Origin of the sequence: Nostoc sp. (assembly GCF_036917975.1) — a bacterium.
Lineage (GTDB): Bacteria > Cyanobacteriota > Cyanobacteriia > Cyanobacteriales > Nostocaceae > Nostoc.
This window is the reverse complement of the sequence record NZ_JBALEJ010000009.1, coordinates 190,848-217,765: the sequence shown is the minus strand read 5'-3', so window position 1 is coordinate 217,765 and position 26,918 is coordinate 190,848. Positions and strand designations below refer to the sequence as shown.

Here is a 26,918-nt window from a genome sequence, read left to right as displayed (position 1 = left end):
TGGCGACCTTCCTGGCGACCTTCCTGGCGACCTTCCTGGCGACCTTCCTGGCGACCTTCCTGGCGACCTTCCTGGCGACCTTCCTGGCGACCTTCCTGGCGACCTTCTTGGCGACCTTCCTCTAAGCCATCTTCTTTAATTGATTGATACATCCTTGTGTTTTTGAATTCGTCATCTATACCCAACATTTCTGCTAACTCCTCTCGGCTTAACCGGGTAAATTTGTACAACAGAATAGTCTCTATCAATTCTACAATTTGCTTGCTGGTAGATTCATCTGCCAGTTGTTGCCTAGCCTGTAAAATCAATTCTCTACCTTTATCAATGGCTGTCTCTTCCCTTTCGATAATTAATTTAACGATCGCAACTTGCAGTGAGTCCTCTCTTGTATCCAATTCATCTAGATAAATGCGTTGCACTTGTGAACTGTCTAGAAGCAACTCATACGGTAGGCGATCGCTTGGATCTAAACTCCTTTGCGGATAGATAACCACAGCACGCCAAAAATTGACTGATTCGTTTTGACGAAAGTAAGTGAAGATTTCAGCAAAGAAGCGTCTATAAAAAGTTGAGTCTAATTGAAACTGGACTTCAACAAAGTAAAGTGGCTGATTTGTAGTTTCACTTGTGGGGATAAATACCCCATCAATCCTAAAAGCATTTTCTTTTACTTCAACTGAAACAAATTTGTAGGCGTTGGCATCAACAGTATTATCGCCAATTATTGCAAAAAATATGCTAGGGAAAGCTTGAAATAAGCTATAAAATATTTTGTCAGTTTTCACCTGGATTTAGTAAAGCAAAAATTGGATATTGAAAGTCTATCAAAAATTGTGTAGACGCGTCTGATTCAGGATTAAAAAAAGCAGATGGAACCATCTGCTTTCATAAAAGATTTATTATCTTATTTACTTGGATACCAACTGATTAACTGGAGCAACCCCAGCTAAATCTAAAATTGGCGCGATCGCATCTTCCCGCTTCACTGCCATCATGTGAACTCCTTGACACAATTGCCGTGCTATTTGCACTTGCTCGGCGGCAATTTTCATCCCTTCCTCAAAAGGGTCTTTGGCTTTTGCCAATCTATCAATAATATGTTGGGGAATCTTTACACCCGGAACACACCTATTAATAAACTGGGCATTTTTTGCCGATTTCAACAGAAATATTCCTGCCAAAATCGGTTTTTTATAACCAGCAGCGATTGTGTCCATAAACTTTTCTAGCAGATCAAAATCGGTAATCAACTGACTTTGAAAAAACTGCGCCCCGGCTTCGATTTTGCGTTCAAATCGACTTTGCAAACCCGACCAACTTTTACATTGCGGATCTACTGCTGCACCAACAAATAAATCTAATGCTCCATCAGTTAAAGGTTTCTCATTAAAATCAACACCTTGATTCATCTTCCGAATCAGTTGCAGCAGTCGCACAGCTTCTAAGTCAAACACTGCTTTAGCATCTGGATGATCGCCTGCTTTTACTGGGTCGCCAGTCAAAGCTAAAATATTACGAATGCCCAAAGCATGAGCGCCCATCAAATCAGCTTGTAAACTGATGCGGTTGCGATCGCGGCAAGCAATTTGACAAATCGGCTCTATACCATTTTGTGATAAAACCACCGACGCGATTAACGAAGACATCCGTAACACGGCGCGGCTACCATCAGTAACATTGACGGCATGAACCCTCCCCTTAAGAGTCGCCGCCATTTGAATCATGTGCGTTGGATCTCCCCCTTTCGGCGGTGCTACCTCAGCAGTAACTAGAAACTCACCTGCTTGTACAGCTCTCTGGAAAGCCGTGGGGCTATGGGTGTGGTGCATAAAATTAAGAATCTCAATTTCTTAAATGGTATAGCAAATCACACCTCAAGGTGAAAACTTATAGAGGCAGAGAATAGCCTAAAGCAGCTTTGACTTGTGATAAAGTTTGGTTGGCGATCGCTCTGGCTTTTTCCCCCCCATCCCGCAAAACAGACTCCAAATAACTTTTATCGCCCGTTATCGCCTGATATTTTTCTTGGATTGGTTTCAGAGACTCAATAATTGTGTCCGTCAGCAATGGCTTGAATTGTCCCCAGCCCATATCTTGACACTCAACTGCTACATCTTCCTTTCTCTGCCCAGAAAGCAATGTATACAGTGTTAACAAATTATTGCACTCTGGACGCGCTGGATCATCAAAAGTCAGCCCACGAATCGGATCGGTTTTACAACGCTTAATCTTGTATTGAATCTGTTCCGGTGAATCTAGCAAACTGATCCGGCTTAAATCGGAAGGATCGGACTTCGACATTTTGCGTGTACCGTCCGCCAAACTCATCACCCTTGCCCCTTCCTTGCGAATCAAAGGGTCTGGTAACTTCAAAACTGGTTGATCTGGTTTACCAAATTGGTGATTTAACCGGGCTGCAATATCCCGTGTCAATTCCAAATGTTGCTTTTGGTCTTCACCCACTGGCACTTTATCAGCTTGGTAAAGCAAAATATCAGCTGCCATCAGCACAGGGTAATCCAATAAGCCTGCACTGACATTTTCTCCCTGCTTGACAGCCTTTTCCTTGAACTGGATCATATCTTGCAGCCAGTTTAGAGGTGTAATGCAGTTAAGCAGCCAGGTGAGTTCACTGTGGGCCGAAACGTGGGATTGTACAAAGATGGTGGAGTGATTTAAATCAAGACCACAAGCTAGATAGAGAGCAGCAAGAGTGTAGGTATCAGCTGCCAACTGTTTGGGATCATGTGGCACTGTAATCGCGTGCAAATCAGCCACAAAAAGGTAATTTTCGTATTCGCTCTGACCTTCTACCCAGTTGCGAATGGCTCCCAAATAGTTACCTAGATGGTAATTGCCGGTTGGTTGAACTCCAGAAAGAACACGTTGCTTGCCCATAAATTTCAAGTTAGTTATCTCAAATCCGCGCTATGTCAAGTTGCTTGCGCCTACGCAAAACTCATTTAATTTTGACATTTTCCAGCGCAACTCGCTGTTTAAATATTGGAGTTGACTCTGCTACATAAAACCTAGATAATCCTAGACATTACTTGGCGTTTCAACGGGAGCATAGCAGCAATAAGTGCCTAAAATTACAGCCAGCTACTTTTCAAACAACTTCTTAGCAACGGTGAGAGTCGAACCTATCTTTGTGCAATCTCTTGGTGAGTAGTGCTTACCACATAATAGCAAACATCAATTTATATAATTTTGTAATTCTCGATGATAGCGCAAGAAACAGACTTTTCTCCTGCCCAATCAGTAAAGGTATCTTCATTTTTGTAATGTCTTGGCGTTTGCATAAGCAAGTGCCAAGCATCTTTGGCATCTAATAAATTTAAACGTTTAGGATAGTGGATCTTCAACAATTCTTGCACTAGGGGATAATAGTCAGAGTTGATTCCCGGAAAAATATGATGTTCTGTATGATAAGAAAAATTTAAATGCAATTTGTCAAATATTTTAGGAACACGCAGCGAAATACTATTAACGAGTGGATCGTTGACGCTTGTCATCTGACAAAGCATGTGGTTTGTATAGACGTAAAATATTGCTCCAGCGTAACCAATCCCAATAGGCAGAAAGTAACTCAACGCGATTTTTAGGAAATTAAATTGTAAATATACCAAGATACTCAAATGAATCATGACAATTACAAAAAGTTCACCTGCGATTAACCAACGCTCTTTAGTTTTGACTGTAAAGGCAGCAGGAACAAAACTCACAGATTTACTATTAAAGAATAGTACAGATGCCAAATTTCTAAGATTATGTGTTCCCCATGCAGTTGCCATTCCCACTATTAAACTGATGGGATTAACCTCCGCAGAAGGTACGCATACATTTTGAATCCATTTACCCCAAGTTTTCGGCTGCTTGTATAAGTAATTGCGATCAGGATCTGCTAAGGAATTAGTTTTATTATGATGTTCTCGATTATGTACTGCTTTCCACAAGGTGGGTGGCATCCATAACATTGCTAGCCCTAGCAAGCTAATAATTCTGAGTAGTATATGAGAGTTTCTAATTACGCTACCATGCATCAGATCGTGGGAGCTAAATAGCAAGACAATAACACTATTACCCATCACTATAGCTAAAGGCAAATAAAGCCATAAAAGATATAAATTCCACCGATCTAGATAAGATGCGATCGCCCAGCCTAGAATTAAAATTGCCCAATTAATTAATAGAATCACTAATTTACTTGGATCGGGAAGAAATGCTTCCGCAGGAAGTAGGGGACGCAATGTTTTTGCATATTCTGCTTGGCGAATTAACTTTTGGGCGTTACAAACTTCCATAAATATTGATTATTGAACTTTGTTTAAGTTTTATTAGAAGAAAAAGTTTCAAAAATTAATGTAATTTCTACCCTAATTTTGCTATTGCTATTATAGCTGAATGCTGAAAGTAAATTAGGAGTTTAAACATGGTTTCTCTCAACACACTACAATCTCTAGAAAAGTATATACCTTTAGTAGGAGATTTGAATATTAAAACCCCACTAGCATATACAGCAACGCGTGGGGCGGTAGAGGTAGTTAACACAATACAAATGGCAATAGCCGAGGCTTATATCAATGGGTTAGAAGTTCCCGATTCAGTATTAGTATCTCTTTTCGATACTTGTATGCCTGTCTTTTTTAAGTACTTTCCAGGACTTTTGGCACCTTATGAATGGGTATTAAAAGAAACTGATCATCTTGCTGAAGGGCCACGGGATCTGATGAAAATTCAGTATGATTTGCCTCAAGGGATGCTGAATAAGATGTTGGGCGATGGGAAACTCATTTATCCTAAATACAGCATGGGATTGTGGGAAAAAGGAGCATTAAACCTTGAGCAATCTCAGATAGATATGATCGATGATGTGATTCAGAAGTTAGACATTAAAGATGGAGACAATATCTTAGACTTTGGCTGTGGTTGGGGATGTGTGCCAAATTACATTCTTTCCAAGTTCCCCAATGTCAAATTTGTCGGTCTGAATTTGAGCCACGAGCAATGTGAATATATGCGCCAGAAGATGCAAGATCCTGAAAGCTACCTCAGTTCCGGTCGATTCACGCTGTATGAAGGAGATTTAAATGATGCAACATTTGAGACAAAATTTGATAAAATCCTTACGATTGGGGTTTTTTGTCATGTTGGTAATTTAACTAACTCTTTTCAAAAATTAGCTAGTTTGCTGAAAGATAATGGCAAGGTTTTTATTCATATCATTACAGTTCGTACCCCTAATAATATATCCAGTGCTTTCACGCACAAATACATTTTTCCCCACGGGAGGTATTGGAATTACGATGCAGTTCCCAGCCGGAATAAAGACCTAAAAACAATTGAGAGATGGTATCTAAACGGTTCCAATTACTCTAAAACATTTGCCAACTGGCTAGATAATTTTGACGAAAATCAGGTAACAATTAAAGACTTGAATTATGGTATGGATTATGCCAAGTTTCGTCGGATATGGAGGTTTTATTTAATATGGCTTGGTCGGAATTTCGCTAGTTGCGATGGTGAATACAATGGGAACGGTCAGTACTTAATGGTTCATGCTTAATAGATTAAGAGTAGTAGCATAGGCGTAGCCCGTCGTAGACATCGCCCTCCAAAAACCGCATTTATTGTAGATTACCTCGCAATACGGTTCGGTTAAGCTCTAAGTGGTGTTATGTACAGAGAAGTTGAGTGTCTCAATTTTGGCTCCGGCTCCCTTGTGTATAGGTTTCTTGGAGGGAAATTTAGCTCTAATTTTTTTTACAACTCGCGGGTTACTTCTTCCTTCACGTTCTGGTATCTGTTCGTCCAGAATTTCTGTCATAAGCCAAGTTAAAAAAAAGGTATTTCTTCTAGTTCGATACGCTGAAACTTGGGTATAGCACGACGTACTACATTAAGCGTTCCGGTAAAACTTAATCGTAAAGGAGATATTTGAGCGCGATCGGCAACTTCAAAACATAAGCGATGTCTACGACGGGCATTAGTGTCAACTTAAGCTGGAAATAGCTTATCTGTTGGCTTCCATGCCCGCCAGGGAATGAATAAATGAGTAATGAGTAATAAGTAATACTCATTACTCATTTATTACTTATTACTTCAAAAATAAATTCCCGGCGGACGAGCGGTTTCACGTTAAGTTGACACCAATGGTAAAAGCCCCGCCCCTCTCTACGAGACGCTGCGCGAACGTGGGCGGTCTTTTAACTCAGCACTCTTCATTTCACTATTCCTGACAGTCTCAGAACCTCACCCGAATGGGTGAGAAACAATTCAACCAATCGGGTGAATTAAACGCAGGAGGTTAACGTTTATAACAAAAGAGACACTGTTAATAAAAGAAAAAATTAATTCAATCGCACCTACCTAAATTAGGTTAAGTAAGGATAAACCTATGAAACTTGCAACTTTGATCAATTCTGGAATTCTGATTGCTTCAGTTGCCCTCACATCTGGAATTGCTAACGCTCAACCAGCCACAAATAACAACTACGGTAGTGCTAGTGTTACCAGTGATGCAAAGAATGAGCCAATAAAAACTGCGATCAATTCTAACACTTTACTCAGTAATTCCACGAGTAATCGTTATCTTGAACCCTTCAATCTTGTTTCTCTTGCTTACCAAGGTGGTTTAGAGCAGCAGGGCATTCCCAGTGCAGGAACTCTAATCTTTGAACGCCAGAACCGAAAGATTCTTGCGGAAGATTTAGTTAAGGCTGCTGTCAGTGCTAACAAATTACCACCGCAATTTTTGAACGATCAAAATTACCTGAGTGCTGTCAGGTCAGAGTTAACCTCCTTATCTAGAGATTCCTCTAACTAAGTACATGTCACTGTAAGAGGATGTTTGAAAAGTTTTGAGCGAATATAATTCGCTACTACACTGGCATTGTCCGCCTCCGCTGACTAACACAAAATCAAGTTCTTCAACCCACGGAGGTGGGTTTTGTCTGTGTAGCCACGATTTCTAATCGCCAGGGCTGGTATTAAATTAGACTTTTCAAACAGCCTCTAAAAGGTGTTTGGAAATATCGAGGGTTGATGTTGGGTTTTACTACATTCCACCCAACCCTTTGTGTATAAGGTAAAATAACCCCATTCCCGATAAAGGAATGGGGTTTTGATTGATGTATATGCGTCGGTGTAGTCTGCCGCAGGCATCGAAGATTTTAACCAAACATTTCAAATGGAGGTTAGCGGACTCGAACCGCTGACATCCTGCTTGCAAAGCAGGCGCTCTACCAACTGAGCTAAACCCCCATAAAATTAAAATAGTAGATAGCTTTTATTGTCGTTGCTATTCTAACTTATATTGTGCAATTACCAAAGGGATGAAGCCAGAAAAGCTCCAAGTTGTCGCAACACTGTATAAATTTGTCAAACTGCCAGATTTTGCCGAGAAACGAGATCCTCTACTATCTTACTGCCAAGAGCAAGGTGTCAAGGGGACAATTTTGCTGGCACTAGAGGGGATTAACGGTACAATTGCTGGTTCGCGCCAGGCCATTGACTCTGTTCTCTGGTTTCTGCGTTCTGACCCTCGTCTAGCAGATATAGAATCCAAAGAGTCCTATACTGAAACCCCACCCTTTGAGCGGATGAAGGTGCGGTTAAAGCAAGAAATTGTGACTTTGGGGTTGCCGGAAATTGATCCAAGTGAGCAAGTTGGGATTTATGTCAATCCCCAAGAATGGAATGATTTAATTTCCGACCCAGAAGTAACCGTGATTGACACCCGCAATGATTATGAGGTGAATATCGGTACTTTCCAAGGGGCGGAAAATCCCCAAACTGAATTATTCCGAGAATTTCCCGATTATGTGCTAAATAATCTCGACCCAACTAAACACAAAAAGGTTGCTCTCTTTTGTACAGGGGGCATTCGCTGTGAAAAAGCCTCATCTTTCATGCTTGCCCACGGCTTTGCAGAAGTTTATCATCTCAAAGGTGGTATTCTGAAGTATTTGGAGGAAGTTCCAGCACAAGAAAGTTTGTGGGAAGGGGAATGCTTTGTTTTTGATGAGCGGGTAGCTGTGAGTCATGGGTTAGAGGAAGGGAGTTGTGAGCGGTGTTTTTGTTGTGGGCGTCCGATTTCTGAGGAAGATAAAGCGTCTTTCAAATATGAGCAAGGTATCTCTTGTCCCTATTGTTTCGACAATCTCACCGAAGAGAAAAGAGCGCGTCAGCAGCAAAAATGGCGGCACTACCAAACCCAAATTGGTAACAAAAATCAGGATTTGAGTTGAAGAATAATTCATAATTCAGAAGTTTCCGTCAAGGATAATTCGGAATTTAAAGGCAAAGTTACTGTAAATATGGTACCGACTTCAACTTGGCTGGTGACACTGATTTGACCCCTATGGGCATCAACGCACCTTTTAACGATTACTAATCCTAATCCAGTACCCTTAATTGATTTGACATTTGAGCCTCGGTAGAATGATTCAAATAGTCGAGGTTGGTCTGCTTCGGGAATGCCCATACCTTGATCTTGAATATGGAAAATTGCTACTTTCTCAATTGGATCGCATATTAAGTCAAACTGAATCTTGCCACCTCTGGGAGAATATTTAAGCGCGTTTGAGAGAATATTGGTAAACAGGTAATGCAAGAGTACTTCATCCATGACAGCAGACGTATTTTCACTATGACAGGTAAAAATAATTTCATACACGTTGCTTTCAATAATTGAAAAATCTTCGATTAAGTCTAGACAGAATTGCTCTAAATTAAGGGGAGTAGGGTTGTATATGAGTTTTTCTGCTTCCACTCGACCCATAAACAACACTTCTTCCATGAGCTTTTCCATAGATTGCACAGCACCTTGAATTCGCTTTAAATAAATGCCTCTTTTTGCATCGGTCAAATTTGCTCCTTGCATTTCTATGAGTTCTACTGCCGTTTGAACAACAGTCAGGGGATTACGAAATTCATGAGATACAGTGGAGATAAATAATGACTTGAGACGGTTAAGTTCTTGCTCCTTCTCCAATGCTTGCTCTAGCAATTTGGTTTGCCGTCGTTCGCTAAGATCCCAGAAAACAACGACTACACCATTTATCTGGTCAGGTCGTCCCTTTAGTGGTGAAGCACTATCACCAATTGGAACTCTTTTGCCGTTTTTTGTAATTAGAGATGTGAATTCCCCTAAATAAACAACTTGTTGTTCGCGCAGCACTTTTGTTACAGGGCTTTCTAATGTCGTCTCTGTCACTTCATCGACAATATGAAAAATTTTCGCTGCTTCATTTCCTAAAGCATCTTTTTGCTGCCAGCCAGTCAGTGCCTCAGCAGCAGGATTCATAAATGTTACTTTTCCCTGCCCATTTGCGGCAATTACAGCATCACTCATTGAGTTTAAAAGGGTTGCTAACTGATCTCGATTCTCCCGTAGTTCGCGTTCTAACTGGTGTTTTAAAAGACCGATTTCGATCGCTATTCTTAAATCTTTTGTAGTAAATGGTTTAACGATATATCCGAAAGGTTGGGTAATTTTCGCTCTTTCTAAAGTATGCTCATCGCCATAAGCGGTTAAATAAATTATAGGTACATCTAACTGCTCGCGAATCTGAATAGCAGTAGCAATCCCATCCATCTCACCTTTAAGAATAATATCCATTAATACTAGTTCTGGTTTAATTTCCCGTGCTTTAGCAATGGCAACTTTTCCAGATGAGGCGGTACCTGTAACAATGTATCCTAGTTGACTCAGTTGGCTGGCAATAGTTCTAGCCACAATCACTTCATCTTCAACGACTAAAATCCTAGCTTGACCCATTTGATATTTACTAATGCAAAGTTAACTGCGTGAATTTGATTTTGAATACTGTTCCATGATTGCGTTCTAGAGTGATATCGCCTTCCAGTTGTTCTGTAACCAAGTCATGTACTAACGATAGACCTAAAGAATCAGTATTTCTCCAATCTAAATTATCTGGTAAACCAATTCCATTGTCTCGGATAGTCATTTCGATAATATTGCCAGCATTACGTAAAGCAATACTGATTGTGCCTACTTGTTGGTTGGGAAAAGCGTGCTTGAGAGCATTAGAGATTAATTCGTTTATCACCAATCCACAGGCAATAGCTTGGTCAACGTTCAAATTTAATGGATCTATATCAGTTTCTAAAGCGATTTTATTAGGCCATATTTGATAGGAGATTAGTAAGCTTGCAGCCAAATTATGGATATAATCAGCAACATCAATTTGTCCAATATTCGCTGAAGTATACAAATTTTTATGAATTAGAGATATTGACTCAATTCGATTTTGACTTTCTCGCAGAACTTTGATGACTTCTGGATCTTTGAGTGTTTGTGACTGAAGTTGTAATAAACTAGAGACAATTTGCAAATTATTTTTAACTCGATGATGAACTTCTTTTAAGAGAACTTCTTTTTCAGCTAAGGCAGCTTTTAACTTGACTTGAGCTTTTTGTCTTTGAACAAGTTCAGTTTGAGCTTGCTCTAAGATGCTAGATTGTTGAATTGCGATCGCTAATTGCACTGTGAGATGATCGAGCAAATCTAATTGATTTTCTTCCCACTCACGAAAACCAGAGCATTGGTGAGCAACCAGTAAACCCCAAAGGTGAGAGCCAGGGTTTTGAGAGCCTGCTTCTAGTAAAATAGGCACAACTAAATTTGCTTTCACCTCAAACCGTTCTAGCAGGCGAATATGGCAATCAGTTAGTCCAGCTTCATAAATATTAGCGATCGCTCGCTTGCGTCCCTGATAATACTCTACTCCTGTACCTGTTTGAAAACACGTATCATGAATTTCTACACCCAAAGAAACTGTCCATCCATCTTCCACTGATTCCGCCATAATTGTGCCGATCATCTCTGAGTCAAACTGATAAACTACTACTCGATCGACACCAAGTAAATCTCGTACTTCTTGAACTGTTGCATTCAGAATATCTTGAAGATTCAAAGATTGACGAATTCGTTGAGCAACAGTTCGCATTAATTGCTCCCGCTCGGCTTGAGCTTTTAGAGTTAGTTCAGTTTGCTTACGTTCTGTGATGTCTTGCCCAATACCGATAATTTGACCATTTGAAAGATAAACATTAGTCCAAGATGTATCGAGTAAACGACCATCGCGCACCTGAGTTTTAAAGTCACCCCAATTACGTTGTGCAGACTGAATAAAATTAATTACATACTGTCGATATTCAAGATTAGGATATAACACTTCCAAGACATCACGAGTTTGGAAATCTTGAAATTTCCAACCAAGAATATTTTCCCATTCTTGGTTCACCCACTGAAGTTTACCATTAGCGTCAAAAAGGGCAATCATTAAAGGTATACTCTCGAAAATTGTCCGCAAAAACTCATTTTGCTCTTGTAGTTTTGTCTCAACATTTTTGCGGTCATTAATATCATTAAATACTGTTAAAATTGCTGATTCATTATTAAAGGTTAAATATTGCAATGAAGCGATCGCCCAGAAATGAGTTCCATCTGCCCTTTTTAATTGGAGTTCATAATTATGAATAAAGCCCTGTTGATTAAGAATCTTTAAAAGTGCTTCTAAATCTGCCAAGTTATGATATAAATCTAAAAAAAATTTACGATTAACTAAATACTCTGGAGAAAGCCGAAATGTTTGAAGCAATTGTGTATTAGCGTATAATATCAATCCATCAGACACACGTGAAATAGTGAATGGAACAGGAATAGCTTCAGAAATAACTCGAAACCTAGCTTCACTTTCCTGAAGAGTTCTTTCTATTTGTTTGTGTTCTGTGATGTCTCGTATATTAACTAAGCGAGCATTATAAGTGCCATAGTCTATTGTCTGTGTGAAAATTTCAACATCAATAATCTGTCCGTCTTTTCGCCGATGTCGCCATTGTTTCGCAAAATGTAAGTTAGAGTAATTTTGTCGTAAATATTCCAGCAATAAAGAAACATCTTCTGAAGGGCGAATGTCAGTTATTCGCATTTGCAAAAACTCTTCTCGTGAGTAACCGTAATGGAGAACAGCAGCTTCATTCACATCTAAAAATTGTAGATTATTCTGGTCATATACCCACATTGGGTTAGGATTTTTAGAGAAAAGGAAATTAAAACTCTTTTGACTTTCATTCTCAGGAAATAGCATTGGTGATTCTGTGACAAAATTTTTGTTAAATGCCAGATTTAATTTGTTGAAATTTAAAAAATTGAGTTTTTGTAAAATCTGCAAAATAAAAATCGTATTTTTCTTAACGTTTGTAATACAACATTAGATTAGCTAGTACAACATGGCGTAAATAAACCACCCATTTAAAATAGCCAGAATTCTTACAAAAGAAGCATTCTTTCTTTTTACTTCTGCCTTTTTACTTTTGCCTTCTTGTACTAGTACCGATTACCTGTGAGGTTCCATAGAACAGGTTGCTTAAGTAACTTGTCTCATCAAGCCTGATATTGTAGAGTTTCACAAAGAATTGCTCTAAAGCATAGACTGAAATGAAGCAATGTTTTTACTTTGTGAGATTGTTAAGATATTTATTTTTTCGTAGGAAAAGTTTACTCCATTTGAATGAGTACTTGGGGTTGCTTAAGGGTGGGTTTTAAAGAAAAACTATATTCATCATCAGTATTCTTAGCAAACTATGGGCAGTTTTTGCAACCTCATCGATTGAAAAAATGCAAATAGCGCATACTCTCATGGAGAAGCTACGCACAGCTTATCGCAAAGAAAAACGCAAAGAATCTTTGTGGAATTTGTATTATTTGCGGTAGCCTGCGCGATCTTTTATCTAGGGCGTCCCAATGTAGTTATATATAAAACAGCTTCATCAGCAGGAATACCTAAAACTTCATTTACTTGATCGTCAAAGAATCCACCGATACCACTGACGCCTACATTCAGGTGCATTGCGGCTAAATTCAGGCGTTGCCCCAAATGACCGGCATCCATGTGTAAGTAACGGTAAACGCGATCGCCATATTGTGCGATCGCAGATTTCAAATCGGCTGTATGAAACAATACTGCTGCTGCATCCCGCCCTAATTCTTGTCCTAAACAGAGAAAATGTAACTCTCGGCGAAAGTTTTTAAACCGAATTTGGCGTAATTCTTGGGCTTTCGGTGCATAATAATAACAACCCGCCTCCAATCCTTTGACTCCGCAAACAGCAATGAATGTTTCGATTAAATTTAGATCGAAGTAGTCTGGAGAAATATCTAAACTTTGGTCGATATAATTTTGTGGCTGGTAAGTGAAATCGAGTAAACTTTTCAATTCATCGAAGCTTAAATCATCACCATTGTAAGCGCGGGTAGAGCGTCGCTTGTACATAGTGATTTCCAGTTCTGACAGCTTTTTTCCCCAATCTATAGGTGCAGTATTGGTGGGAATTTTTAAACAGAAAGGAAAATTGTATTTATCCTCCAAAGATTTTTCTTGTTTAATAGTTGGTAGATTGAGATTGCCAGTTACACCTGATTGGATCTGGGTGTGTCGATGGAAATATGTTAGTAGTTCGCCATCGGGGATTTGGGGATAACTAGTTTCGGTAGCGGAAGGTAAAGCAGTACATCCCAATGGTAAATTTTGATTAATATCTAACAAGTCTGCCAGAGGTAAGACCGCGATCGCACCTTCTTGTTGCGGATCAACATAAAGTAGATCGTTAACCGATTCATCTACAAAGCCACCGATTAGATGGGGGCGATAGTCAGTAATCGCACCAGCCAATTCGATATTACCCAGCAGGTGTCCCGTATCCAGAAAAATCCGACGGTAAGCCCGATCTTCATAGCGCCACGCAGAACGATAGAAAACCGCAGTCACAATAATTGCTAATTGGGTATTTTCTAAAGAAGGATGCCAAAAACAAGCTACTTGGAGATTTTGCCAAACATCATTTTCCCAATAATGCATGAGAGAATGAGTCCGACACTGGTAGTTATACAGACCAGGTGGTAATAACGACGTACCACGGGAAACCACATACACCTCAGCAGGGTATAATCCGCCTGCACTGGGAGCAGCACGTAAATACACCGCACTGCCCATAGAAGGCATTTTCGCCGTTAATCCATAACTGCGAAACAACAGCCGCGAAAGTCTTTGCCACCATTGAGCATCCGGGTTATTAGCATAAGCCTCTGGTTTTTCTTGGATATAGGGTTTGAGATCAAAAGTAGAGCCAATTTTGTACTCTTTAAAGGGCACTGGCTGCTTAGTCAAGTCTAACCGTTGACTTTTAGAGGCGAGAGTCTCAGGGTTGTATTTAGTCCGTTCGTGATAATGCTGGGCAATTGATTGGTGTAATTCTGGCATAGTACTTTTAATATCCTTGGGGCATCCTTTTCTTGATCTTGGCATTCATTAGCCTCATTGTTTCGTGTCAATTGCTACAATCCTCAGAGTCATAAAGTGGTATTTGGTAACAATTGGATTGGGGATTGGGGATTAGGGATTGGGGATTGGGGATTAGGTATTGGGGATTAGGGATTAGGGATTAGGTATTGGGGATTAGGGATTAGTTATTCTCCCTTGTCTCCCAGTCCCCACTCCCAAGTTCCAAGTTCCAAGTTCCCCAGTCCCTAGTCCCCAGTCCCCAGCCCCCAGTCCCCAGCCCCCAGTCCCCAGTCCCCAATCCCCAGTCCCCCAGTCCCATCTTCCGCGATACGATATAAGCGCAAAAGTATACTACGGCTGAATGTGCAATGATGCCTGTACGTCAAACTTTATCAAAGCCTGATATCCAACTTTCTTATTTAGAGTGGAATCAAGGTCAAGAACCTTTATTACTGTTGCATGGCTTAGGCGACCATGCCCTGGTATGGTCTAGTTTAGGAGATTACTTGGCGGCAGACTACCACATCGTTGCGCCAGATATGCGCGGACATGGCCAAAGTAGTAAACCAGAAATAGATTATGGCTTTGAGAGTGCGATCGCAGACCTTGAAGCACTCATGGATCATCTTGGATGGAATTTTGCCCACATTGTAAGTCACTCATGGACAGGCAAATTAGCGGCCATCTGGGCAAGACAAAACCCAAAGCGTTTACGGAGTATAATTCTAGTCGATCCGATTTTCATCTGGAAAATGCCCAGCCTTTTCAGGTTAACTTTTCCAATGTTGTATCGCTTCTTGCCTTTTCTCAAAAGTATGGGCCCCTTCCCTAGTCGTGAAGAAGCTGAACAACAAGCACGGCAATTAAAGCAATATGAAGGATGGAGTTCCTTACAGCAGCAAGTCTTCCAAGCAGGAATAGAACAAAAACCTGATGGGAGTTGGGGCAGCAAATTTACCATAGCCGCCCGCGACGGGATTTTTGAGGCAGTAATGCAAGTGCCCGGTTTTACAATTCCCCTTAACACCCCTGCCCTATTCGTCCAGCCAAAACAAGGACTGAACCGCCAAAATTGGCAAATCCAACCCTACAAAACCTATCTTCAAAACTTACGTATCTGCCAAGTTCCCGGCAATCATTGGCCATTTTTGACACAGCCAGAGGCTTTTAATCAAACAGTGGCAGCTTTCTTGGCAGAACACAGATAAAAAATCTCATCATTATTGGACGGGATTATCATACACCAACCGAAGAATTAATAGGGGCATTGGGCATTGGGCATCGCTTATTCCCCCTCATCTCCCCCATCTCCTCCACTCCCAAATCCCCATTCCCGACTCATGAGCCTTTGTATCAATCCCATTTGCCCCAAACCAAATCACCCGAATAATCATCAAAACCGCTTCTGTCAAAGTTGTGGTTCCCATCTGGAATTGTTAGGGCGTTATCGGGTGAAGTCTCTGTTGAGTGACAAAACAGGTTTTAGTAAAGTTTATGAGGCATACGAAAAAGATACCCCCAAGATTCTCAAGATACTCCAAGAGGATTTATCAGGCGACGCCAAAGCAGTAGAACTATTTCAGCAAGAAGTAACCGTGTTGGGACAATTCAAACATCCCGGCATTCCCAAAGAAGATAGTTACTTCCAGTATCAAACCCGAAATGGTTTAGTACTGCATTGCATCGCAATGGAAAAAATCGATGGCTACAACTTAGAACAGTGGCTAAATCAGCAACAGAATAGCCCCATATCCCAAGAACAAGCCATAGACTGGTTAAGACAGTTAATAGAAATTTTGAATGTAGTACATAGCAAACAGTACCTACATCGAGATATTAAGCCATCTAACATCATGATTAGATCCTCCCATGAGAAGAGTTGGGCAAATCTAGTACTGATTGATTTTGGCACCGCCAGTGAAATTACTAAAACCTACCAAGACCAACTTAGCAATGGCGACAAGATGACAGCACTGATGTCATCTGGCTACAGCGCCCCAGAACAAATGAATGGTCAAGCAGTACCGCAATCAGATTTCTTTGCTTTGGGACGCACCTTTGTATTTTTGCTCACAGGATACCATCCTTTAGAAATGTATGATGTCCAGCACAATTTATTGCACTGGCAAAATCATGCTATCCATATTTCACCCTTACTATTGAATTTAATTGATTGGCTAACAGCAACTGATATAGAAAAACGCCCTGTTAATGCCCAAGAAATTTTGCTTTACCTAGAAGAAATAGAAAGTCAACTAATAAAAGCTAATCCTATAAATATTAATATAAAAAATTTTTCTGAAATAGAAAGTTCACCTGTACCGATTAATGACAACTTATTACCTCCAAATAAGCAACCAGAAAAAGTGCCACTAATAGCATTTTTTGCGGCACTACTATTAGTGTTAGGATTACTGAGTATAGTAGCTTTAGCAATGCGAAACTCAGAAGTTTCTGAAGTCTCAAATTATAGACAATATCCAGAAAAAAAAGGTAATATAGACTATTTTTCTTACAAAGAAGGTAGAGATAGTCAGGGAAGAATCGCTGAGTTTAATATAGCAGTCTTATCACCAGAATATAAATGGCTTTTAGATAGTAACTTTCAAATAAAATATAATGATGAAATTATTAGTCTTGACCTTTTAAAATTGAACCTAGAGCAAGAAGGTATAGAGAAGATAATGGAAGCTCCTAGCGAAATCATCTCTGTAGGCACAGCTTCTTGTAAAAGTGATATAGCAGTTCAAGAACGTGTAGCTTTAGAACGTTCTAAGCAAATACAACTTTTAGTGAAAAAAATATTTACTAATACACCAAATGTCAAAAAATATCGCTTATTGAATTTGGGTCAATTTCAGCGAAGTAATTGTCAAACAAGTCAGGATTTAACTGCATATCAGAGAAATGTTGTAATCATTGGCGTCAAAAAAAAATCAGCAGGTGTGATTCTTGACGAGGCGCTAAGAAATAGGTTAGAGAAGAAGCCTTTTGCTGATTTTAAATTAGAAGATTATTCTTTAGGGTCAGCACAGAAGTTTAAGACAATACCGAGCGACTTGTAATACAATTTATTTTATTTCACTGGTTTTCAGGTTTTATATAGGGTGTATTTTTCCAAAGGTAAAGCTTCCTCAATCAACTCCCATACTATGAGTATAAACGATAACAAGATGTCGAAATATTAGAAGCCTCTGATTAGGAGTTTCGTAAGTAAATTCACTTGACATAATAAATAAGATATCACCTTGTTATTAGAGACAAAAAATTTTGAGCTAGCGGTAACACAATCAACTTTTTCCACTATAGTTCAAGCTGCTGTAAGCACCCGATATCAATTGCAGTATACTTTTTGTGATTAATCACGTTATGGCTTTTTTTGCTACCTTCGTATTAGACAGTGCTTTAGTTCAGCAAATCATGAGGTGGGATATGGCAATATTACGCGAATCTCCCTGGTATCAGCAAATTTTGAGATAAGGGGAAGAACGAGGACGGCGAGAAGAGATACTGTCAGGTATTTAACTCGCTTTGCAGATAAAATTCGGCACTGAGGGATTGCAAGTGATGCCAGAAATATCTCAAATTTCCGATTTAGATAGATTAAGAGCAATTCAGCAGGGAATTAAGAGCGTGAATACTCTAGATGAATTACGGCAATTCATTTGAAGAAGAATTCAGGAGTCAGAATCAATAGGTGAGGGTCTTGAACCCGTTTATTCATTTGCCAGTTGTACAAAATTAATTCTGTTAGCGGTAGCGGGGCGTTTAGCCCATTCTGACTCCTGACTCCTGAATTCTATTTCGATAAATTGTTCATGCTCCCATCCCAGAATACCGCTTCAAACCCATACGCCAAAGCCAGCGATTCGCACCCAAAAATACTAATATCCAACCCACCATTGACCAAAAGCCCCGCCCTATATCCACAGGTAGCCCTATCAAAAGACTCGCAGGAAAATCAATTAAATAGGGAAAAGGTGTAAACATAACTATTTTTCGCACTGGTTCTGGAAAGACCTCTAAAGGTGCTATCAAACCAGATAAAAATAGATAAAATAACAACCAGAAATTTTCTAATGCGCTAGCGCGTTCTGTCCAAAAGGCGAACATAGCAAAGGTATACTGAATCAAAAATCGCAAAGCAAAAGCTAGCGCTACCGCCAATATAAAGAGCAAAAATCTATCTAAACTTGGTATCCAAAAAGCTTGGGGATAGAGAATAAAAAATAATCCCACTAATAAAAAAGCAAAGCTTAAACGAGCAAATCTTTCAGAAATATGCCCTGCAACGTGATGCCATACTGGGTCGAGCGGTTGTAGTAACTTGGGCGAAAGCTTGCCTTCCACAACCTCTTTTTCAAAGTCCCAAATTACCCAAACAACAGTTAATTGTCTGACAATAAAAACTGTAATGAAATAACGAGCAAAATCCACAGGTGATAGCCCAAACTGTCCTCCTTGTGCTGCCTGTATCCAGACACCCATGAGGATAATCGGTAAAGACCCAGCTAAAACCCATAAGATTAGTTCCGCCCGATACTCAACCATATAGGCGTAGTATACTGATAGAAAAGTTAGGGCTTTTCTGATTATCTGCTTCATTTATTCACTTCCCACTACAACAATTATCCAGACATTCTCCACTCTTATAAAGATATAAAGACGCGATAAATCGCGTCTCTACAAGAGATTAATCATGTCTCTACTCCACAACACCTGCCTGAAAAACTCGTCCAATTACTTCTTCCACAGGCGGTTCGGTGACAGTTAAATCAATTACCTCCAAATCCGCTAAAATCTGAGATACTGTGCGGGTGAGTGCCTCTCGCGATACCATAAAACGCACTGCTCGCCCTTCTAAAAGTTTCACATCACCATAGGTCATAAGTTTTTCTATTGGTAGAGGTTGGGCTAACTCTATGTAGACTTCTCGGTAAGGAGCAAAACGTTCCAGCAGTCTATCTAAGCTGCCGTCATACATCAGCCTTCCTTGGTGAATCAACAGCACCCGTTGACACAAAGCTGTGATGTCAGCCATGTAGTGACTTGTTAATAGCACTGTAGCCTGATAACGCTGATTGTATTCGCGCAAGAACTCGCGTACTGCTGCCTGAGCGTTTACATCTAATCCTAGCGTCGGTTCATCTAGGAATAATACGTGGGGATGATGCAAAAGTGCTGCTAACAATTCTGCCTTCATCCGCTCGCCCAAAGACAGCTTCCGTACTGGTTGGGTAAGTTTGCCTTCTAAGGAAAGCATCTCTGTTAATTCTCCCACCCGCCGCTGGAATTCTTTATCAGAGATGTTGTATACAGCGGCATTAATTTTAAAAGAATCGAGTGCTGGTAAGTCCCAAATTAGCTGCTGTTTTTGCCCCATTACCAAGGTAATTTTTTGCAAAAATGCTTCTTTACGCTGAAACGGAATTTGTCCAGCGACTCTAACTCTACCGCCAGAGGGATGAATCAGCCCTGTAAGCATTTTTAGTGTGGTGGTTTTGCCAGCACCATTTGGGCCTAAAAATCCTACTATTTCACCAGGGGCAATTTCAAAAGAAACATCCTGAACTGCTTTAATTGAGCGGTAGGTGCGGCGAAATAAGTGTGTAATCGTACCTTTAATTCCCGGATTTTTAACTGCTACTGGATAAGATTTACTCAGTTTTTCTGCAATGATGATTGACATATTTTTGATATTAGAATCGCAGATGTAAGACTAATTAGCTATGAGGATGCAATTTAATTAAGCATATACTGGGCAGGCAAGATGCCCACCCCACAAGATTTATGTTTAATTTGATTATGCCAATTAGATTTTTTTAGCTTATTAAACGAACCGCAAATTACACTAATATTAAGTGCAAGTTTAGGGTAAATTAGTACAAATAAATCGTCAAGAATAAATCAAACGATGTTATGTAATACAGTATTAATTAAATGAGTTTGTAGTAAACGGCTTTAAACCTATTTTAAGAGCTAGGACAGCTTACTACAGACCTTTAATTATTTTTAGATTTTAGATTTTTCTTCAATCCAAAATCCAAAATGGTTTTACCGTAAGCGTCCCGATCGCAGTGTACTGATAATTAACCACAAACCCAGTAAACTAGCGACTGCAAACAGGATAGTGCTTAAAAAAGATAGCTGAGTTGTCTGCGCTCTGGTGGAAATAATTGCCGCACCCATAATCAGCGAACCCACTAAAATACTAAAAGATAGGCGGTTAGCGGCATCGTCCATAGTGCGCCGCACACCATCTAAACCCCGCAGCGATAGATTCCACTGTAAGGTTTCTGAGGTAACACGGTCTAATAACAGTTCGATTTGGCGGGGAGATTGGAGAGATAGACTTTTTAGATCCAATGCTGTCCGTAGGAGCGATCGCACTGGATTATCCCCTATTAACTGGCGACGAAACAAGTCTGTAATTAATGGTTTGATTTCATCAATCAGATTAATCTCTGGGTTGAATGTCCGCGCCACACCCTCTAGATTAGCTATGGTTTTGGCATACAAACCCATGTTGCTCGGTAGGCGAATTTTATTATTGCGGGCAACTTGCAAAATTTCATAGATTATCTGACTGAAATTCATCTCAGTCAAGCTGACATTGTAATACTTTCGTAGCATCCGGTCATAATCATTTTCCAGCCGTGATAAAATAACTGGTTGAGCCGAATCTGCTAGCTGCAAAGTTAACTGAGCGCACCTCTGAGCGTCTAAATCAACGATCGCTAACAACATCTCTGTTAATATCTGCTGTGTGCGGGGATCGAGTCTTCCCACCATGCCACAGTCTAAAAGAGCAACACGACCATCTTTGAGATAAAACAAGTTTCCCGGATGGGGATCGGCGTGAAAAAAGCCATCAATATATAGTTGCTGAAAAAATACCCGAAATAACAATGTAGTTATTTCTTTACGCTTTACAGCAGGGTCTTTAACGTTGGGGTCATTATCCAAATCCGCCGACAGGAACGGCACTCCATCTAGCCATTCCATCACCAGTAATTTTTCTGTGGTCAATTCCCAGTTAATTTCTGCAACTACTATTTGTGTGGGATCAAACCAACGACTTTTAGATAAGTTGCGTCGCAGTTGGTCTGTAAAACCCGCTTCCCGTGTAAAATCTAACTCAGCTTCTAGAGCTTTGGTAAATTCTTCGGCGATAGATTTGATTTCGTAGGTTTGCCCAAACTCAGTCCGCGCCACTAAATCGGCAATACCTTGAATTAAAGCAATATCTTGAGCAATAGTAATATCAATTCCTGGACGCTGGACTTTCAGAGCGACTTCTCGACCATCTGCTAGTGTAGCGCGATGGGTCTGGGCAATTGATCCGGCTGCTACTGGAATCGGGTTAACTGTGCTGAAAGTTTCTGCTAATGGACGTTTTAATTCTTTGCGGAGGATTATTTCGATCTCTGACCAAGGAACTGCTGGTACTTCATCTTGAAGAGTTGATAGTTCCTCAATATAGGCGGCGCTCAGTAAATCTGGACGGGTAGAGAGTAGCTGTCCAAGTTTGACGTAAACTGGCCCCAAGTCTACCAGAATATTTTTTAAAACCGCAGGTGTCGGTAGCTGCGGTTCATCAGCTTTACCACCAGTAAGTAACCTTCGCATATAGTCCCAGCCATTGCGAAGGAAGACTTCCAGGATTTCTCGTTGACGGGGAACAGTTTGGGTGAGGAACATTTTTGTAAGTTAAAAAGGTAAGCAGCAGGGGATAACAATACAACGGGAGTCGGCTCTAGCTTTGGTGCAAGTCACAAGTCTTTCTAGCTGCGGCACAGTCTTGAAATCTTTTTATGGATGATTGTACGGCTTCTTGGAGCTTCTGTTCACTCAGAAGAGTTTTGACGTAATTAGAGCAGGAATCCCCGCCGTGTAATAAGCGATGGGAACAAGAAAATCCTTTGGAGGGAGAAATATATTTTTGATACGCAGTAATAGAATCGATGGCCATTGTCTTGGCGAGAGGCTCAAAGCTAATAATGTCCATAACTGTCAGACTGAATAACAGACAGTCAAGTTATAATAGGAAAATAGACTTTTTCGCCTCTGCCAGGGGTTTTAACTTTTATAGCAGGTCGGTAAAACGGGAATCGCTTTGGAGAATTTTGAGGATCTGCTTGATTTCCTGGGTACGATCTTTTTTAACAATGAGGGTGACATTGCGATCGCGCACAATCACCACGTCCTCTAAACCAATAGTAACAACTACATCCTCTGGATTTGATGCATAAATAATTGCCCCCTGGGTATCCAGCCCGATGTGGGTAGCTAGTTCCACATTGGGAGTGTCCTCTGTCTTCAGTAAGCGTTCGATCGCATTCCAATCTCCTAAATCATCCCAACCAAAATCAACTGGCAAAACGTATGCTAGAGTTGTCTTTTCCATTAACGCATAGTCTATACTCTTCTTAGGCAATTGGGGATAGATATCAGGGCCATGTTGTTCTAAAGGTTCGATAATTTCTGGAGCATGGGTATGTAGTTCTTTGAGAACAACCCCTGCCCGAAAAACGAACATTCCACTATTCCAGCTAAAACGTCCCGTAAATAAAAAAGTCTCTGCCGTTTCCCGGTCGGGCTTTTCAGTAAAGCGGTTCACGTGATAAGCTGGCAACTCATTAAAGCTACCTATTTTTTCACCTTGCTCAATGTAGCCGTAACCGGTTGATGGAAAAGTAGGCTTGATCCCCAGTGTAACAATCGCTGCTGTGCTTGCTGCTAGTTGCGTAGCCGCACTTAATGTGTGTGCAAACGCCTTTTGGTCAGCAATCCAGTGGTCAGCAGGGAAAAAACCAATCACAGCGTCTTCTCCATAGCGCTGTTTGATTTCTAAACTTGTCCAAGCAACGGCTGCGGCAGTGTCTCTTCCTTCGGACTCGATCAATAAGTTTTCAACTGGTAAATCAGGTAATTGTTGTCTTACCCCTTCAGCTATCTGACTAGAAGTTATGACCCACAGGGTATCCCAACTTCCTCCGAGTGCTAACAAGCGATCGGCGGTTGCTTGTAATAAGCTTCTAGAGCTACCATCAAGACTTAAAAATTGCTTGGGTCGTTCTTTGCGACTCAGGGGCCAAAAACGTTCACCTTTACCACCAGCAAGGATCACGGGGAACAATAAAGTATTCATGTTGTCATACACGCCTACCGAAGAACATTACAAGTTTACAGTGAGCTTTTCCACTGGCAATATTTGTAGCTTGGATTAACATACTTTTAGGGAGTGGTTGAGTGGGGAGATAATTGTGATAAAACAAGTCGGATGGTCGGAAAATTCGGTTACATCTCAACAAGTAGTAGAGTTTGAAAGTGAAGTGCGATCGTCGCAACTTCAACGGACGGAAAGTCAACTAGCGCCTGCACCAATACCTGACTCAGAGGAGGAGGATGTAGAACTAAACCAGCCGGCGAATCCGAACCGTAGCGTCGTCGAATCAGTGGGCGCGATTCCCAATCAGCTTTCTGAGAGACTGGGCTTAACCATACCTCGATGGCTGTTATTGATTACGACGGTTGTCATTGGCATCATCTTATCTGGATTGCTAGTGTCAACGTTAGCGCTGTGGACTCCTTTATGGAGCAATCTCGATCGAACAGATGAAGATTTAGGAACTGCTGGTAAAGACGAGCAAAAAATTCCCCTACCAGGGGAGTTATGGAGCAAAATCTCCCAGTACCAGCTTTCACGACCCATGAATATTTTAATTATGGGGATTGAACCACTTAGCGGTACCGTTGATGGTTCACCAGAAAGCTTTGCTGGGAAAAGCGATTCCATGCTGTTGGTACGGCTTAACCCTAGTGAAAAATCTGCAAGGGTGCTTTCGATTCCCAAAGATACAATGATCGCCATCCCCGAAAAGGGAGAAAAGGGATTAACTAAGGTATCTGATGCCAATGCCAAAGGCGGCCCAGTCTTGGCTGCACGGGTAGTTAGCCGTACCTTAAATAACGCCCCAATCGATCGTTACATCCGTATTTCTACTAGCGGATTACGGCAGTTAGTCGATCAGTTAGGCGGAGTAGAGGTTTTTGTTCCAAAATCAATGGAATATAAAGACTCTAGCAGTCGGCTGTCGATTAATTTAGTCAGTGGTTGGCAAACCCTCAACGGCGAACAAGCAGAACAGTTTGTCCGATTCCGCGAACCAGGTTTGGGAGATTTGCCAAGAGTGCAGCGTCAGCAAGCACTAACAGCAGCCCTGCTGCAACGCCTCAAGAGTCCTACCATCTTACCCAGGTTGCCTCAATTAACTCGCTTAATGCGAAAATACTTTGATACCAACCTGAAGATGGAAGAAATGATGGCGTTGGTAAATTTCGGTCTCAACTTAGATCGAGATAATTTCCAAATGACCGTGTTGCCTGGTACATTTAGCCGTTTTAGCCAAGACCCTAATAGCTATTGGCTAAATATGACTGGACAACAGAGCCTACTGAATGATTATGTTGGGGTAAATGTACCTGGTCTGAAACCAGATATGCGTCAGGTTCCTAACCTCAAAATTGCTATTCAAAATGCTTCCAATCAACCTCAGCTAACTGAAAAAGTTATTGCTTATCTCAAACAGAAAGGCTTTACTAATATTTACAAAGTTCCTGATTGGCCAGATACCCAGCGCCAAACTCAGATTGTTGTCCAAAAAGGCAACCGACGAGTTGGAGTTGATTTGCAAAAAGTCTTAGGCTTGGGTCAAATAGAAGTGTCAGCAATTGGTGATTTAGAATCTGATTTGACAATCCGCATTGGTAAAGATTGGAAATAGTCATTGGTCATTTGTCATTAGTCAACAAACAGGGAGTAGGGAACAGGGAGTAGGGAGTAGGGAAGACGGCATTGGTCGGGGTCTGAAACCCAGACCTTTGCTATCGTCTTGAAAGACAGGGCTTGTATCGAACGCGTTGCGTCTCGTAGAGAAGAAGGTTGTTGGGGCTAGTTTTTTTCCCCTACTCCCTACTCCCTACTCCCGCCCCAACGGGGCTTGGTCATTTGTCATTAGTCATTGGTCATTGGTTAAATGACAAAGCGCAAAGTCTGAGCGGAGGAAACCTCCGCTCAGAACTTTTTAAGAGAGGACTAATCACAAAAGACTGCTGAAAAATCATAAAGTTATGAAAAAGATTTTACTGCGCTTTTTAGGTTTGATTGTGATTTTGCTACTAGCGTTTGGGTGGATAATACTTAATCCAAAACCAGCTTTTGCTCAAGTAAACACAATCAATTACAACAATATAAATTTAGAAAATCGTGACTTTTCTCATGCTGATTTGGCAGGTGTAACATTTGTAGCAGCAGAAATGCGGGGGACAAATTTTCAAGGAGCGAATTTAACTAACTCAATTCTGACTAAAGGGGTTTTGTTAAAGGCAAATTTGGAAGGTGCAAACTTGAGTGGCGCTTTAGTCGATCGCGTTACTATGGATAGTGCTAACCTCAAGAATGTCATCTTTATGGAAGCAACTTTAACCCGTAGCCGCTTTTACGAAGCTGATGTCACTGGCGCTGATTTTACCGATGCTTTGATTGACCGTTATCAAGTGTCGCTGCTATGTCCAATTCGTTCTCTAAAATCCCCGTGAAGAAGTTCTACGAAATTTATGGCTCACTTCTAGGGCATTAGGCTGTGCGTAGGCGCAGTCCGTCGTACATAGGTGTCAACTTAACGTGAAACCGCTTATCCACCGGGAATTTATTTTTGAAGTAATAAGTAATAAATAATGAGTAATGGGTATTACTTGTTACTTATTACTCATTACTCATTTATTTATTCCCTGGCGGGCATGGAAGCCAACAGATAAGCTATTTCCAGCTTAAGTTGACACCAATGGATAGTATCATGTCCGTACAAAAAGATTTTTCAACCACAAAGGAACTATCGCCGCTTAGGAGGGGCGCTGCGGGTGGTGCGTTTCTCTTCATCTCGGCGACGGCGATCGCGCCAATCTGCCAAGGTTAAATAACCAATACCACCAGTGACTACTAAGAGTAGCAGTACGGCTACTATTGCTAAAATACTCAAAAATGGACTTTCCACAATGCCTCTACAGTCCGTTACGTCCCCACACTACCATTGCAATTGACCAAGTGAACACAACTAACAGCGATACCCAACCTAGTGTCAAAATCTCCATAGTCCCACTTTTCAAGTAATTACAAAAGGTTTCTAATATTTATCATACAGGGATTGGGCAGGCTAAGATTTTTTATCCAATGACATTGGAGCTTTGGCGATCCCACGCCAAGGAGACAACATCTTTTATTGATACCCTAGTACTTTACGTAATTATCAAGACGAATATGAAAGGGAGTGGGGAGTAGGGAGTAGGGAGTAGGGAGTGGGGAGTAGGGAGTGGGGAGTAGGGAAACTAAGAAAGCTTTTCCGAAAAGCGGGGTTTCAACCAATATGCGATACAAGGATTTTTTCTCTGACGAGACGCTGTTCGCGTTCGCGCCACTTGCAGGCGTTAGCGTGTAGCGGGACGTACCCCTACGGGGATCTTGCTACGCGGTAGCGTCTCTAAGAGTTGTACGGCTTTAAACCTAAATCGAGGGCTAATTTCTTCCCCTACTCCCTACTCCCTACTCCC

General features: G+C 40.9%; 22 protein-coding genes, 1 tRNA gene and 1 pseudogene. 8 read left to right on the top strand and 16 right to left on the bottom strand.

The features are described from left to right. The 4 genes from V7K76_RS03375 to V7K76_RS03360 form a co-directional block, all read right to left on the bottom strand. Positions 1-785 (bottom strand): Rpn family recombination-promoting nuclease/putative transposase (locus tag V7K76_RS03375; RefSeq protein ID WP_334951651.1); only part of this gene is annotated, 785 nt, incomplete at its 3' end. A 123-nt stretch (positions 786-908) separates the two neighbouring features. Continuing rightward, entirely contained in the window at positions 909-1,829 is a 921-nt protein-coding gene (locus V7K76_RS03370; protein WP_334777226.1) for a methylenetetrahydrofolate reductase, read from the bottom strand. Positions 1,830-1,887: 58 nt separating this feature from the next. Continuing rightward, on the bottom strand, positions 1,888-2,898 hold the full coding sequence (gene trpS / locus V7K76_RS03365) for a tryptophan--tRNA ligase (RefSeq protein WP_334777225.1): 1,011 nt from the start codon (positions 2,896-2,898) through the stop codon (positions 1,888-1,890). Positions 2,899-3,200: 302 nt separating this feature from the next. Further along, positions 3,201-4,304: a fatty acid desaturase family protein gene (locus tag V7K76_RS03360; RefSeq protein ID WP_334777224.1), complete on the bottom strand. Its 1,104-nt coding sequence runs from the start codon at positions 4,302-4,304 to the stop codon at positions 3,201-3,203. A gap of 128 nt (positions 4,305-4,432) precedes the next feature. Here V7K76_RS03360 and V7K76_RS03355 point away from each other — a divergent pair, with 128 nt between their 5' ends. Beyond that, the gene (locus tag V7K76_RS03355; RefSeq protein ID WP_334777223.1) at positions 4,433-5,566 is read left to right on the top strand and encodes an SAM-dependent methyltransferase; all 1,134 of its coding nucleotides are present in this window, start codon (positions 4,433-4,435) and stop codon (positions 5,564-5,566) included. Positions 5,567-5,665: 99 nt separating this feature from the next. On the opposite strand, the gene V7K76_RS03350 is transcribed toward V7K76_RS03355, so the two are convergent. After that, on the bottom strand, positions 5,666-5,827 hold the full coding sequence (locus tag V7K76_RS03350) for a hypothetical protein (RefSeq protein WP_334777222.1): 162 nt from the start codon (positions 5,825-5,827) through the stop codon (positions 5,666-5,668). Between the two features lie 570 nt (positions 5,828-6,397). Between V7K76_RS03350 and V7K76_RS03345 the strand changes: the two genes are divergently transcribed. Further along, positions 6,398-6,826: a hypothetical protein gene (locus V7K76_RS03345; RefSeq protein WP_334777221.1), complete on the top strand. Its 429-nt coding sequence runs from the start codon at positions 6,398-6,400 to the stop codon at positions 6,824-6,826. Between the two features lie 364 nt (positions 6,827-7,190). On the opposite strand, the gene V7K76_RS03340 is transcribed toward V7K76_RS03345, so the two are convergent. Continuing rightward, positions 7,191-7,263: transfer RNA gene (locus V7K76_RS03340), tRNA-Ala, on the bottom strand. Positions 7,264-7,334: 71 nt separating this feature from the next. Here V7K76_RS03340 and trhO point away from each other — a divergent pair. Next, positions 7,335-8,249: an oxygen-dependent tRNA uridine(34) hydroxylase TrhO gene (gene trhO, locus V7K76_RS03335; protein WP_334777220.1), complete on the top strand. Its 915-nt coding sequence runs from the start codon at positions 7,335-7,337 to the stop codon at positions 8,247-8,249. An 8-nt stretch (positions 8,250-8,257) separates the two neighbouring features. Here the strand turns inward: trhO and V7K76_RS03330 are convergent, their stop codons facing one another. The 3 genes from V7K76_RS03330 to V7K76_RS03320 form a co-directional block, all read right to left on the bottom strand. Next, positions 8,258-9,781, bottom strand: a complete 1,524-nt coding sequence (locus tag V7K76_RS03330; protein WP_334777217.1) for a hybrid sensor histidine kinase/response regulator — start codon at positions 9,779-9,781, stop codon at positions 8,258-8,260. A 10-nt stretch (positions 9,782-9,791) separates the two neighbouring features. Continuing rightward, positions 9,792-12,116 carry a PAS domain S-box protein gene (locus V7K76_RS03325; RefSeq protein WP_334777216.1) on the bottom strand — a complete coding sequence of 775 codons (2,325 nt, stop codon included), beginning with the start codon at positions 12,114-12,116 and terminating at the stop codon, positions 9,792-9,794. A gap of 639 nt (positions 12,117-12,755) precedes the next feature. Further along, positions 12,756-14,288, bottom strand: coding sequence for a SagB/ThcOx family dehydrogenase (locus tag V7K76_RS03320; protein WP_334777232.1), 1,533 nt, complete (start codon positions 14,286-14,288; stop codon positions 12,756-12,758). A 392-nt stretch (positions 14,289-14,680) separates the two neighbouring features. Between V7K76_RS03320 and V7K76_RS03315 the strand changes: the two genes are divergently transcribed. From V7K76_RS03315 to V7K76_RS03305, 3 genes and pseudogenes are all read left to right on the top strand, one after another. Then, a complete protein-coding gene (locus V7K76_RS03315; RefSeq protein WP_334777231.1) occupies positions 14,681-15,517 on the top strand; it encodes an alpha/beta fold hydrolase in 837 nt (278 codons plus the stop codon). Between the two features lie 132 nt (positions 15,518-15,649). After that, on the top strand, positions 15,650-17,374 hold the full coding sequence (locus tag V7K76_RS03310) for a serine/threonine-protein kinase (protein WP_334777215.1): 1,725 nt from the start codon (positions 15,650-15,652) through the stop codon (positions 17,372-17,374). Positions 17,375-17,675: 301 nt separating this feature from the next. After that, positions 17,676-17,978, top strand: a pseudogene (locus V7K76_RS03305) (transposase); the annotation flags it as partial. A gap of 147 nt (positions 17,979-18,125) precedes the next feature. Here V7K76_RS03305 and V7K76_RS03300 read toward each other — a convergent pair. The 5 genes from V7K76_RS03300 to V7K76_RS03280 form a co-directional block, all read right to left on the bottom strand. Further along, the gene (locus tag V7K76_RS03300; RefSeq protein ID WP_334777214.1) at positions 18,126-18,914 is read right to left on the bottom strand and encodes an ABC transporter permease; all 789 of its coding nucleotides are present in this window, start codon (positions 18,912-18,914) and stop codon (positions 18,126-18,128) included. A 100-nt stretch (positions 18,915-19,014) separates the two neighbouring features. Next, positions 19,015-19,998, bottom strand: coding sequence for an ABC transporter ATP-binding protein (locus V7K76_RS03295; RefSeq protein WP_334777213.1), 984 nt, complete (start codon positions 19,996-19,998; stop codon positions 19,015-19,017). Between the two features lie 365 nt (positions 19,999-20,363). After that, positions 20,364-22,010, bottom strand: a complete 1,647-nt coding sequence (locus V7K76_RS03290; protein WP_334777211.1) for an ABC1 kinase family protein — start codon at positions 22,008-22,010, stop codon at positions 20,364-20,366. 55 nt (positions 22,011-22,065) lie between these two features. After that, entirely contained in the window at positions 22,066-22,281 is a 216-nt protein-coding gene (yidD, locus tag V7K76_RS03285; RefSeq protein ID WP_334777230.1) for a membrane protein insertion efficiency factor YidD, read from the bottom strand. A 114-nt stretch (positions 22,282-22,395) separates the two neighbouring features. Further along, positions 22,396-23,460, bottom strand: a complete 1,065-nt coding sequence (locus V7K76_RS03280; RefSeq protein ID WP_334777210.1) for a mannose-1-phosphate guanylyltransferase — start codon at positions 23,458-23,460, stop codon at positions 22,396-22,398. Between the two features lie 115 nt (positions 23,461-23,575). Between V7K76_RS03280 and V7K76_RS03275 the strand changes: the two genes are divergently transcribed. Both V7K76_RS03275 and V7K76_RS03270 read left to right on the top strand, forming a co-directional pair. After that, complete coding sequence (locus V7K76_RS03275; protein WP_334777209.1) at positions 23,576-25,096, top strand: LCP family protein; 1,521 nt, start codon at positions 23,576-23,578, stop codon at positions 25,094-25,096. A gap of 346 nt (positions 25,097-25,442) precedes the next feature. Continuing rightward, positions 25,443-25,910: a pentapeptide repeat-containing protein gene (locus V7K76_RS03270; protein ID WP_334777208.1), complete on the top strand. Its 468-nt coding sequence runs from the start codon at positions 25,443-25,445 to the stop codon at positions 25,908-25,910. A gap of 293 nt (positions 25,911-26,203) precedes the next feature. Here V7K76_RS03270 and V7K76_RS03265 read toward each other — a convergent pair whose 3' ends face one another. Both V7K76_RS03265 and petN read right to left on the bottom strand, forming a co-directional pair. After that, positions 26,204-26,365 (bottom strand): hypothetical protein, encoded by a 162-nt coding sequence (locus V7K76_RS03265; protein ID WP_334777206.1) that lies wholly within the window; start codon positions 26,363-26,365, stop codon positions 26,204-26,206. Between the two features lie 7 nt (positions 26,366-26,372). Then, positions 26,373-26,462, bottom strand: a complete 90-nt coding sequence (gene petN, locus V7K76_RS03260) for a cytochrome b6-f complex subunit PetN (protein WP_012408302.1) — start codon at positions 26,460-26,462, stop codon at positions 26,373-26,375. Between the last annotated feature and the right edge of the window lie 456 nt (positions 26,463-26,918).

What these genes read in the sequence shown, in the direction of transcription:
- V7K76_RS03370 (WP_334777226.1), bottom strand. Translation starts at nt 1,829, where the DNA reads ATGCACCACACCCATAGCCCCACGGCTTTCCAGAGAGCTGTACAAGCA.
- trpS (WP_334777225.1), bottom strand. Translation starts at nt 2,898, where the DNA reads ATGGGCAAGCAACGTGTTCTTTCTGGAGTTCAACCAACCGGCAATTAC.
- V7K76_RS03360 (WP_334777224.1), bottom strand. Translation starts at nt 4,304, where the DNA reads ATGGAAGTTTGTAACGCCCAAAAGTTAATTCGCCAAGCAGAATATGCA.
- V7K76_RS03355 (WP_334777223.1), top strand. Translation starts at nt 4,433, where the DNA reads ATGGTTTCTCTCAACACACTACAATCTCTAGAAAAGTATATACCTTTA.
- V7K76_RS03350 (WP_334777222.1), bottom strand. Translation starts at nt 5,827, where the DNA reads ATGACAGAAATTCTGGACGAACAGATACCAGAACGTGAAGGAAGAAGT.
- V7K76_RS03345 (WP_334777221.1), top strand. Translation starts at nt 6,398, where the DNA reads ATGAAACTTGCAACTTTGATCAATTCTGGAATTCTGATTGCTTCAGTT.
- trhO (WP_334777220.1), top strand. Translation starts at nt 7,335, where the DNA reads ATGAAGCCAGAAAAGCTCCAAGTTGTCGCAACACTGTATAAATTTGTC.
- V7K76_RS03330 (WP_334777217.1), bottom strand. Translation starts at nt 9,781, where the DNA reads ATGGGTCAAGCTAGGATTTTAGTCGTTGAAGATGAAGTGATTGTGGCT.
- V7K76_RS03325 (WP_334777216.1), bottom strand. Translation starts at nt 12,116, where the DNA reads ATGCTATTTCCTGAGAATGAAAGTCAAAAGAGTTTTAATTTCCTTTTC.
- V7K76_RS03320 (WP_334777232.1), bottom strand. Translation starts at nt 14,288, where the DNA reads ATGCCAGAATTACACCAATCAATTGCCCAGCATTATCACGAACGGACT.
- V7K76_RS03315 (WP_334777231.1), top strand. Translation starts at nt 14,681, where the DNA reads ATGCCTGTACGTCAAACTTTATCAAAGCCTGATATCCAACTTTCTTAT.
- V7K76_RS03310 (WP_334777215.1), top strand. Translation starts at nt 15,650, where the DNA reads ATGAGCCTTTGTATCAATCCCATTTGCCCCAAACCAAATCACCCGAAT.
- V7K76_RS03300 (WP_334777214.1), bottom strand. Translation starts at nt 18,914, where the DNA reads ATGAAGCAGATAATCAGAAAAGCCCTAACTTTTCTATCAGTATACTAC.
- V7K76_RS03295 (WP_334777213.1), bottom strand. Translation starts at nt 19,998, where the DNA reads ATGTCAATCATCATTGCAGAAAAACTGAGTAAATCTTATCCAGTAGCA.
- V7K76_RS03290 (WP_334777211.1), bottom strand. Translation starts at nt 22,010, where the DNA reads ATGTTCCTCACCCAAACTGTTCCCCGTCAACGAGAAATCCTGGAAGTC.
- yidD (WP_334777230.1), bottom strand. Translation starts at nt 22,281, where the DNA reads ATGGCCATCGATTCTATTACTGCGTATCAAAAATATATTTCTCCCTCC.
- V7K76_RS03280 (WP_334777210.1), bottom strand. Translation starts at nt 23,460, where the DNA reads ATGAATACTTTATTGTTCCCCGTGATCCTTGCTGGTGGTAAAGGTGAA.
- V7K76_RS03270 (WP_334777208.1), top strand. Translation starts at nt 25,443, where the DNA reads ATGAAAAAGATTTTACTGCGCTTTTTAGGTTTGATTGTGATTTTGCTA.
- petN (WP_012408302.1), bottom strand. Translation starts at nt 26,462, where the DNA reads ATGGAGATTTTGACACTAGGTTGGGTATCGCTGTTAGTTGTGTTCACT.